The following is a 3299-nucleotide window of genomic DNA, read 5'->3' as shown; positions in this document are numbered from 1 at the left end:
TATGGGTGTCAGTATTTTAATCGGCAGCTTCATTGGAGGCTATGGATCAAGATTTATGTCAGAGGACGGCATCAACATTGTTTACGGTACCTTGGCTTTGATCGCAACCATTATGATGTTCGTACCTAAAAAAGGTTTAGACGACCAGGCACTGGATGAAGTCAAATTCAATCGCTGGCTTGCAGCTTCCCTCGCCCTCATCGTAGGTGTAGGAGCAGGAATTGTAGGAGCAGCAGGAGCCTTTCTACTCGTACCAATCATGCTTGTTGTTTTAAAAATACCAACGCGCATGACGATCGCTTCTTCTCTTGCCATTACGCTAATTTCTTCAATTGGAGCAACGGTAGGTAAAGTGACGACTGGACAGGTCGAATACTTGCCAGCAGCTATTATGGTTATTGCAAGCTTGATTGCTGCTCCACTAGGTGCTATGGCAGGTAAAAAGGTCAACACAAAAGTGCTTCAAACCATCTTAGCTTTGCTTATTTTAGCAACAACAATCAAAGTATGGTCCGACATATTTTAAGACTAAAAAGCAGATGTCCGAATGCAGGGACATCTGCTTTTTACTGTGCAATAAGAAAGCCTGATAGTATTAGCAACCACCTTTATAATTCACTCTGAAGGTTTAAAGAGAGATTTAAAAAATCCCTTCCAGCCCTTTTTTTGAGGACTTTCCTTCTTAGGTGCTTCGATCGTTTCAACATGGATATTTTCAATTTCTATGGGATAATCCACTGCCAAAATCGCACCAAGGTCTGTGTCGGTCTCTTGATTGGATACCGCAGTACAATGAATATCATTTTGATCCGCTAATTGGTTATATGGCTTACGAAATCGATAGCTGATTTTACCGTTCAATAACAGCTGTGAATCCTTATGTTCTTTCATTTTTTGAGACATTTCATCAAGTCCTTTTTCCTGCATTACTTGGGATTTTGTTAACGCAAGCACAACTCGCTCACGGAGAGTTCCCAGATATCTTCGACGCTCCAATGGCTTTGTTTGCCTGCTTCCATAAATCCCTTCTTGTAAATAATCTTCCACATTTGGTTTCTTCATCATTCCACCTCAATCTAATCTGCTTCTATTATTCACATCTTACACTCTTATATCCTTGAAAAAACATCCTGAGGTTCATGGACTTTTTCCCTTAGTTTAAAGGTGATTATCTTTAGATAATAAAGAAAGCTTGTAGAAAACACAGAGTTTCTCTACAAGCTAAAGGCTGTCTCACTCAAGAGACAGCCTTTGTTATCAATCATTTTTATTTTGTTTACCTTCTGTGTCGACCATTTCAGTTTCGTCCAAGTAACGTAAGAGGTCACCATAGATGACAGAGTCCGAAACGCTCAACTCTTCCTGAGCCGCATCAAAACCTGAATCACATGACTTCGCTTCTACCTCTTCACCTGTTTCTCTGTCATAACATACACCTTGTATACCAACGTATTCTTCGCTGGCAAAGTCACCATCACGAGTAATCATAAGCTCACGGCGATCTTTGTCCAACAAATCATGTCCAAATTGTACAGGGTTAGGGTCTTCAATCCCCAACAAGTTAGTCAACGTAGGTCGAAGATCAATCTGACCACCTACTGTATGATTTTTCTCTCCTTCAATACCTTTACCATAAATAAGAAGAGGGACACGCTGCAATTGGAACTGCTCATAATCGTTGATGTCTTTGCCAAGGTATTCACCCATCGCTTGCTGGTGATTTTCAGAGATACCGAAGTGATCTCCATAAATCACAAGAATCGTGTTGTCATATAGTTCAGATTGCTTGAATTCTTCTACAAACTGTTTCAAGGCTTCATCCTGGTAACGAATCGTTTGGAAATAACGATTTAACGTACCACTGGACGTCTCCCCTTCTTCTATTAATTTTTTATCTTCAGGCAGTGAGAACGGATAGTGGTTCGTCAGCGTGATCAGTTTAGAGTAAAATGGTTTATCCATCTCTTTCATCTTATCCAAAGAATCAGAGAAGAAGTATTCATCTAAATAACCCCATCCATGGGACTTTTCAGGAGTAACTTCGTAATCTTCCTTCGAAAAGAAATCATCGTACCCTAGAGAATCATACATGACGTTTCGGTTCCAGAAAGTCTTGTCATTAGCGTGCATCACATTTGTGAAATAGCCGTTTTCACTTAAAAGCGATGGCAATCCTTCATACTCATTACCAGAGTGTGTAAAGAAAACTGCGCCACGGTTCAACGGGTACATTGAGTTAGCAAGAAGGAACTCAGAATCAGACGTTCGCCCTTGCTTGACTTGGTGATAGAAGTTATCAAAATAGATGCCTTCCTCCTTCAAGTCATTAAAATAGGGGGTCAATTCTTGCTCATGCAATGTATTATCAACAACGAAAGTTTGGGTGCTTTCCATAGAGATAGCAATAACGTTTTTACCTTCAGCCACGCCCTCAAGGCGGTTACTGTCTTCTTGTTTATTCTCATTCATATAGTTAATGACAGGCACAAGTTCGTTACTATCTGCTAACGTTTTCTTCATTTCCGTTTTACCTTGCAAGACCGCATCATAGACGTGATAGTTAATGAGGCCGATGTATTTGACGAGCATATTCCGGTCGAACGTTCGCTCAAGAAGATCCGTACGCTCTTGCTCTGCCCATTGTAGGTTAATCATGAACAAGGGAATTGCAATGATTGCTAAAATCACGCCTTCACGTCGTTTCGGAGTGAATTTAGATAAGCGTTCAGGTTTTAGATAGAACAGTAAAAATGCAGCAATCAGCACGTCCACAAATAGAAGGAGGTCACTGAAATCCAAAATCGTCTGGATACTACTTCCCATCCCGGCCAAGTTAGCCACCTGGTTCAACATAGGAATAGTGATGAAATCATTGTACTCACGGTAGAATAGAATGTTTACATAAAGAAGCAGCGACCCGAGAATATAGGAAACTAACATTCCCCTCCGTCCACCAAGCAATATTCCTATACCGAATATTAGGAATATACTACTCAATGGATTGAATGCTAGAATGCTAGCTTCATTAGCGTTTTCAACATTCAATGAAAAGATATTACTTTGTATATAAGACATTTTAAGCCAAAACATTCCGATGACAACGGCATAAGCTATCAATTTGAATGCAGTGTTTTTATTAAAATATTTATTTTTTGTAAACATTGTAAAACCTCCGTTAAATTTTACATTACCCCATTTTACACCATCTGAACAGCTTTTTGTACCAAAATTTTATAGTTTAACACTTACGCCACATTTGTAATAGCCGTATCAAAGGTTTGTAAAGAAAAAATAAACAA

At 39.5% G+C, this 3299-nt stretch carries 3 protein-coding genes; 1 reads left to right on the top strand and 2 read right to left on the bottom strand.

The genetic code is table 11. From position 1 onward, the window contains the following. Positions 1-526: sulfite exporter TauE/SafE family protein (locus LD39_RS18055; protein ID WP_035551148.1), on the top strand; the 526-nt coding region annotated here is incomplete at its 5' end. A gap of 89 nt (positions 527-615) precedes the next feature. Here LD39_RS18055 and LD39_RS18050 read toward each other — a convergent pair. Both LD39_RS18050 and LD39_RS18045 read right to left on the bottom strand, forming a co-directional pair. Beyond that, positions 616-1062: a YueI family protein gene (locus tag LD39_RS18050; protein ID WP_035551145.1), complete on the bottom strand. Its 447-nt coding sequence runs from the start codon at positions 1060-1062 to the stop codon at positions 616-618. Positions 1063-1257: 195 nt separating this feature from the next. Then, positions 1258-3162 carry an LTA synthase family protein gene (locus tag LD39_RS18045; RefSeq protein WP_035551142.1) on the bottom strand — a complete coding sequence of 635 codons (1905 nt, stop codon included), beginning with the start codon at positions 3160-3162 and terminating at the stop codon, positions 1258-1260. Positions 3163-3299 lie beyond the last annotated feature (137 nt).

Origin of the sequence: Halobacillus sp. BBL2006 (assembly GCF_000786645.1) — a bacterium.
In the GTDB taxonomy this organism is placed as follows: Bacteria; Bacillota; Bacilli; order Bacillales; family Halobacillaceae; genus Halobacillus.
Note: the sequence above shows the minus strand (reverse complement) of the source record. Positions and strands in the feature narration are given on the sequence as shown.

What these genes read in the sequence shown, in the direction of transcription:
- LD39_RS18050 (WP_035551145.1), bottom strand. Translation starts at nt 1,062, where the DNA reads ATGAAGAAACCAAATGTGGAAGATTATTTACAAGAAGGGATTTATGGA.
- LD39_RS18045 (WP_035551142.1), bottom strand. Translation starts at nt 3,162, where the DNA reads ATGTTTACAAAAAATAAATATTTTAATAAAAACACTGCATTCAAATTG.